The organism is Globicatella sanguinis NBRC 15551 (assembly GCF_001552295.1).
Lineage (GTDB): Bacteria > Bacillota > Bacilli > Lactobacillales > Aerococcaceae > Globicatella > Globicatella sanguinis.
In genome coordinates, this window is sequence record NZ_BCQX01000128.1 from 1 (window position 1) to 6352 (window position 6352).

Sequence of the window (6352 nt, forward strand, 5' to 3'; positions counted from 1 at the left end):
ATTAAGAGAATGAGTATAAAAAATCACGGGCTCACCTTCTTAAAATTTGCGTCTAAATTAACGAGTAGATTTTAAAATAAATGAAACAACCAGAATGAGAATAATTGCTCCTAATAAGGTTGGAATTATTGCAAAGCCGGCAACTTGTGGTCCAAAGTTAGAGAATAAATTACCACCGATCATTGAACCTAAGATTCCCGCAACAACGTTACCAATGACACCACCTGGTAAATCTTTTCCTAACATTAAGCCTGCTAACCATCCTAAGATTCCGCCGACAACTAATTGAATAATAAATGCCATTATCATTACCTCCTAAAATATTATATAAACAAAATGCAATTTAGTTTATACCTATATCTTATGCGAAAAGGATAGGTAAATGCAAATATTATGACTTGGTTAATTAATCAAAGGCTATAACAAAACTTTTTAAATAAGGCTAAGGTCAATTTTTTGTTATAAATACGTTTCCATGTTATAATAGTAGTTGTTAAGTTAATTTAAATTATAAGGAGTGAATGATATGGGAAAATTTAAAAAAGGATTAGGTTTTGGTGTCGCAATTGTAGGTGCTTATCTATTAGCAGAGAAATTTTATCCAAAACAAACAGAACATTATAAAAATGAAATGGGCAAACGATACCAAGATGCTAAAGATGAATTCAATGTATTGAAAGATAAAACAATTGAACAAGGTCAAGATTTTGCCAGTCTTGCAGGTCTTGCATCTGATGAAACGAGAGAAAACTTGGCACATGCGCAAAAAGATGTGGTTAAATCATTAAAAGAGTTATCAGGAAAAGTGGGTAAAGTCGTTTCAGACACTAAAAATAATCTGACTGACTTAGATGATAATGATAAAGTAGTTGATACTTTAGTTAAAGGTGTTACCCAAGTTAAAGATGAATTAACGAACTCATTTGATGAAATTTTAAGTAGCTTTAGCACCTTAAAAGATGGGGTAAAAGAAACAACGGATGCGGCAATTGAGCTTTCAGAAGAAGTTGTGAGTGAGTAATTGAATAGGAGTCAGTTCATTATCAATAGGATTGACTGAATGGATAGGGCTGGGGATACTTTGATTAGTTTTCTTAGCCTTTTTTGATTCTCTGATTATCAAGAGTGTCTAATATTTAGTATATAGGTGGGTTTGGGAGAACCTTAGGGAACCAAACCTACTTTTTTTATGTTTTAAGTAAATCTTTATATAAATGGTAACATTTTAAAAGTATTTTTTGTTATTATATAATAAGAATATATTTGATAAGTTTGAGTGGGTGAGAGAAATGAGTAAGAAGAAGCGAATACTTAGTTATGATGGAATTAAAGGGATATCGATTATTGCGATTATACTTTATCATCTTTTCCCTAGCTATTTACCGGGTGGTTTTTTAACCGTTAATACCTTTTTAGCATTGGGAGGCTATTTCTTTACTTATAAAGTGGAGCAAATAGAGTTTAATCATGCGCAACGCGATTGGTCATCAATTTGGCATTATTTTAAAAATACTTTAGCAAGAATCTTTTTCCCATTGCTATGGATGATGGGGTCAGTCGTGATTGGATTATTAATCTTTGATCGTACGCAATTATTATCGATTCGCGATGATTTATTTTCAGGTTTATTTCTCTATAATAATTTGTATCAAATTTCTGCTGATAAATCTTATTTTGTTCGGATGACCGAAGCGTCTTTATTTACTCACTTATGGTATAACAGTTTATACATTCAATCATTTATTTTAGCGATGGTAGGGGTCTTCATTACTAAAATTTTAAATCTTAAAGGGGCTGTTAAAGCAATTATCTGGTCTTTAATTGCTGGTGTGAGCCATTTTGCTCTATTATGGCTTTATGAGCCGGGTCAAGATCCTTCACGTGTTTACTATGGAATCGATACGCGCTTTTCTTCGTTTGTACTGGGGATTATGACAGCCTATATGATTCCTGTCCTATTAAATTTATTTTATAAAGTTAAAGCCAAAAAGGTATTATATTACATTATCGGTATTATCAGTTTAATCGGTTTTGTGGGCATGCCATTTTTTGTTAAAGACCAACAACCTGAAACCTATTATTTCTTTATGCCTTTGTATTCAGTTTTAAGTATGTTACTGATCTTTTCGATTACAGTTGGGGTGCCATTAGTGCGCAAGGTCTTTGAAGTTCAGCCATTGCCTTGGATTGGACGTCGGTCTTATTCTTATTACTTATGGTATTATCCGGTAATTGTTTTATGGTTCAAACTACAACGTCAATTTGATGGACGAATGTATTGGCTTTATCTCTCGATTGCGATTTCTTTAGCGTTGGTTAGTGAATTGACTTATCAATTGATTGAGCGTCAACGTTTGATACTGCCTTTTACAACAAGTTTTAATTGGAAAGCAGATTGGCGTGATTTTCAATTAAATAATCGTAGTTTATGGTTAGCGCCAGTTGGCCTGTTATTATTCGTGATAATGGGAGCGGGTTGGGTGATGTCGCGCAATGATAAACCTTTGACGCAGTTCCAATTAGAGTATCAATTAAAGCAAGTTCAACCGAGTTTATTTGAGATTGCTGACAAAGATGAGCGTGCGATTCATAAAGTAAAAACGAAAGTTGATCAGTTGGAAAAAGAGTTAGATATCGCATTGATTTCTAACATTGAAACGGAAAACTTCTTTGACATCGCCAAAAAGGCTCTCGTACAAACATCTGGTGTTGGAGAGGAAGTCACCCAAATTACGAATGACAATGCTGATGTTATTAATGAAATCAATGCCCTTGATCCTGAGTTAGCAGCATTAGTACCAGATGAAGTGAAATTGTTTGCTTCGAAGATTCGCGTCAGTTTCTTCGGTGATTCGCTGATTTTACTATCGGCTCCTAATGCGTTAAATGTGTTTTTGAATTCTAATCATTTAGGTGTTGAAAGTTTACAAATTTGGAAAGCTGTTGGTGTATTGACGGACTGGATTAGTAGTGGAGAAGTGAATGATATACTTGTGATCAACTTAGGTACGAATGCAGGTCTAGACGATCAAGGAATGGAAGATTTTATCGCGGCAGCTAGTGACCGCCAATTATTCTTTGTAAATTCAGATTCAGCGGTAGAGCATCGTGATTCTGTTAACCAAATCATTAAAAAGTTTGCGGATAAATATGATAATGTGCATGAAATAGATTGGTATAGTTATGCGAAAGATCATCCTGAATTTTACTGGGAAGGTGAAGGAGTTCACCATACACCAGAAGGGGCCGATGAATTTGCTGCCTTTACCGCTAAAGAGTTATATCGTTTCTATAATGGTCAAGTGCCAGAGTAAGCAGTGACGGTTGATTTTACCTAGTAAGGTGAACTTTTGCCAGAGTAAGCTGTGACGGTTGATTTTAACTAGTGATGTGAACTTTTGCCAGAGTAAGCAGTGACGGTTGATTTTACCTAGTAAGGTGAACTTTTGCCAGAGTAAACTGTGACGGTTGATTTTACCTAATGGCATGAATTTTTTGGTTCATTAGCTTAATATTTGGTAAAAATATTAAGAAAAGGGCGCTTACCCCTTGCAACTTCTGTCAATTTCATGTAAATTATATAGGTGGTCGTCTGTCGCTGTGTAATACCGATGTTTGACTATGCAATTATTAATTACCCATCCTTAGTTTTGCGAATCACCAACGCATTACTTTGGATGTGGCATACTTTAAAAGAAAGGTGGAAAATATTATGGCAATTTCTAAAGAACGTAAAAACGAAATCATTAAAGAATATGCTATTCACGAAGGAGACACTGGTTCACCAGAAGTACAAATCGCTGTATTAACTGAAGATATCAATGTTTTAAATGATCATATTCGTACACACAAAAAAGATTTCACATCTTACCGTGGACTTATGAAAAAAATTGGTCACCGTCGTAACTTATTAGCTTACTTACGTGACAAAGATGTTCAACGTTACCGTGAACTTATCCAACGTTTAGGTCTACGTCGTTAATTCATCGAGACTTTGAAGGATGGCTCACGCCATCCTTTTGTTTTATTGATTTGTTATTTTACATCCAAGAACCAAACGTACCTATACAAATATGAGCCTATGTTTTAATAGGTAGGTTGATATTTGTTTAGCTATGTTGAAGTCTTGGATAAGATTTTATAAAAGGAGTTTATTATGGCAGAAAAACAAGTTTTTAGTACCACTTTAGGCGGTCGTCCGTTAACCGTCGAAATCGGCGAATTAGCCAAGCAAGCCAATGGTGCGGTTTTGGTCCGTTATGGCGATACCGTTGTCTTAACAGCAGCCGTTGCTTCTAAAAAAGCTACTAGTGGGGATTTTTTCCCATTAACTGTTAATTATGTTGAAAAGATGTATGCGGTAGGGAAAGTACCAGGAGGCTTTATTAAACGTGAAGGGCGTCCTTCCGAAACAGCGACGTTAACGAGCCGTTTAATTGACCGTCCAATTCGTCCAATGTTCCCAGAAGGGGTACGAAACGAAATTCAAATTACTAATACAGTTTTATCAGTTAATCAAGATTGCACACCAGAGATGGCGGCGATGTTAGGTTCGTCTTTAGCTTTAGCAGTATCTGATATTCCATTTGATGGTCCAATTGCTGGCGTTAATGTAGGGCGTGTAAATGGTGAATTAATCATCAATCCAACCGTCGCTCAAGATGAAGAGTCTGATATTGAATTAACGGTAGCCGGAACCGCTACTGCAATTAATATGGTAGAATCGAGTGCGAAAGAAGTTTCAGAAGCGGAAATGTTAGAGGCTTTACTATTTGGCCATGAAGCGATTAAAGAATTAGTTACTTTCCAAAATGAAGTAGTAGCTGCTTGTGGTAAAGAGAAATTCGAATTAACGGTAGCGACACCTAATGAAGAAATCGTCGCAACAGTTAAAGAACGTTATCAAGATATTATGGTAGCAGCTATCCAAACAGAAGAGAAAAAAGCGCGTGAAGCGGCTGTTGAAGCTGTTATGGAAGCAGCCCTAGAATTTTTCAATGATGAATTAGGGGATGCACCAGACAAAGAAGAATTATTAAAAGACGTTAATACAGCCTTACATGATTTAGAAAAAGATGAAGTACGTCGTTTAATTACGAAGAAACGTGTACGTCCAGATGGTCGTAAAATTGACGAGATTCGTCCATTAAGTTCATCCGTTGGGTTATTACCGCGTACTCATGGTTCTGGTTTATTTACTCGTGGGCAAACGCAAGCATTATCGGTTGCGACTTTAGCACCTTTAGGTGAACATCAAGTGATTGATGGTTTAGGAGTAGAAGATATGAAACGCTTCATCCACCATTATAATTTTCCTAACTTCTCAGTTGGTGAAACGGGTCGTACGGGTAGTCCAGGGCGTCGTGAAATTGGGCATGGTGCTTTAGGTGAGCGTGCTTTAAAAGAAGTGATTCCTTCTGTTGAAGATTTTCCTTATATGATTCGTGTTGTGTCAGAAGTGTTAGAATCGAATGGTTCTTCTTCTCAAGCGTCAATCTGTGCGGGAACTTTAGCATTAATGGATGCTGGGGTACCAATCAAAGCGCCAGTAGCTGGGATTGCGATGGGATTAGTGATGGAAGGCGAAGACTATACGGTCTTAACCGATATCCAAGGTTTAGAAGATCATTTAGGTGACATGGACTTTAAAGTGGCGGGTACTGCCAAAGGTATTACGGCTTTACAAATGGATATTAAAATCCAAGGGATTACGGAAGCTATTTTAACCGAAGCTTTAGAGCAAGCGAAAAAAGCGCGTGCTGAAATTCTAGATGAATTAACCAGCACATTAGCTGAACCACGTAAAGAGTTAAGTCCTTATGCACCGAAGATTGAATTAATCACTATTGATCCTGACAAGATTAAGGTAGTCATTGGTCGTGGTGGTGAAACCATCAACGGTATTATTGATGCGACTGGTGTTAAGATTGATATTGATCAATCGGGTGCTATCAGTGTGGCATCATCTGATGCTGAAATGATTCAAAAAGCAATTGATATGATTAATGTATTAGTTAAAGAAGTTGAAGTGGGTGAGACTTATGAAGGGATCGTCCGTCGGATTGAAAAATTCGGTGCTTTCGTAGAAGTGTTACCTGGTAAAGATGGTTTACTTCATATTTCAGAATTAGAGCATCGTCGTGTGAACAATGTGGAAGATGTCTTAAAAGTGGGCGATACGGTTCAAGTGAAAGTAATTGAAATTGACGATAAGGGTCGTATCAATTTATCGCGTAAGGCATTATTACCTAAAGATTAATTGAATAGTTAATGATTTGAATGCTGGATTGTCCGTGTGGATGGTCCAGTTTTTTTGTTGGTAAGGATGATGGTCGGTTAAATGAAATAATTT

At 36.5% G+C, this 6352-nt stretch carries 5 protein-coding genes; 4 read left to right on the forward strand and 1 reads right to left on the reverse strand.

The features are described from left to right. Positions 1–57: 57 nt before the first annotated feature. Positions 58–303 (reverse strand): GlsB/YeaQ/YmgE family stress response membrane protein, encoded by a 246-nt coding sequence (locus tag GSA01S_RS08945; RefSeq protein ID WP_066126779.1) that lies wholly within the window; start codon positions 301–303, stop codon positions 58–60. Positions 304–526: 223 nt separating this feature from the next. Between GSA01S_RS08945 and GSA01S_RS08950 the strand changes: the two genes are divergently transcribed. From GSA01S_RS08950 to pnp, 4 genes are all read left to right on the forward strand, one after another. Beyond that, the gene (locus GSA01S_RS08950; RefSeq protein WP_066126781.1) at positions 527–1021 is read left to right on the forward strand and encodes a methyl-accepting chemotaxis protein; all 495 of its coding nucleotides are present in this window, start codon (positions 527–529) and stop codon (positions 1019–1021) included. Positions 1022–1289: 268 nt separating this feature from the next. Next, positions 1290–3314, forward strand: a complete 2025-nt coding sequence (locus tag GSA01S_RS08955) for an acyltransferase family protein (RefSeq protein WP_066126783.1) — start codon at positions 1290–1292, stop codon at positions 3312–3314. Positions 3315–3712: 398 nt separating this feature from the next. Then, the gene (rpsO, locus tag GSA01S_RS08960) at positions 3713–3982 is read left to right on the forward strand and encodes a 30S ribosomal protein S15 (RefSeq protein ID WP_066126785.1); all 270 of its coding nucleotides are present in this window, start codon (positions 3713–3715) and stop codon (positions 3980–3982) included. Positions 3983–4156: 174 nt separating this feature from the next. Beyond that, positions 4157–6259, forward strand: a complete 2103-nt coding sequence (pnp, locus tag GSA01S_RS08965) for a polyribonucleotide nucleotidyltransferase (protein WP_066126787.1) — start codon at positions 4157–4159, stop codon at positions 6257–6259. Positions 6260–6352: the final 93 nt, after the last annotated feature.

Bases quoted from the DNA above. Each gene is read 5' to 3' on its own strand.
- GSA01S_RS08945 (WP_066126779.1), bottom strand. From the start codon at position 303: ATGGCATTTATTATTCAATTAGTTGTCGGCGGAATCTTAGGATGGTTA.
- GSA01S_RS08955 (WP_066126783.1), top strand. From the start codon at position 1,290: ATGAGTAAGAAGAAGCGAATACTTAGTTATGATGGAATTAAAGGGATA.
- pnp (WP_066126787.1), top strand. From the start codon at position 4,157: ATGGCAGAAAAACAAGTTTTTAGTACCACTTTAGGCGGTCGTCCGTTA.
- GSA01S_RS08950 (WP_066126781.1), top strand. From the start codon at position 527: ATGGGAAAATTTAAAAAAGGATTAGGTTTTGGTGTCGCAATTGTAGGT.
- rpsO (WP_066126785.1), top strand. From the start codon at position 3,713: ATGGCAATTTCTAAAGAACGTAAAAACGAAATCATTAAAGAATATGCT.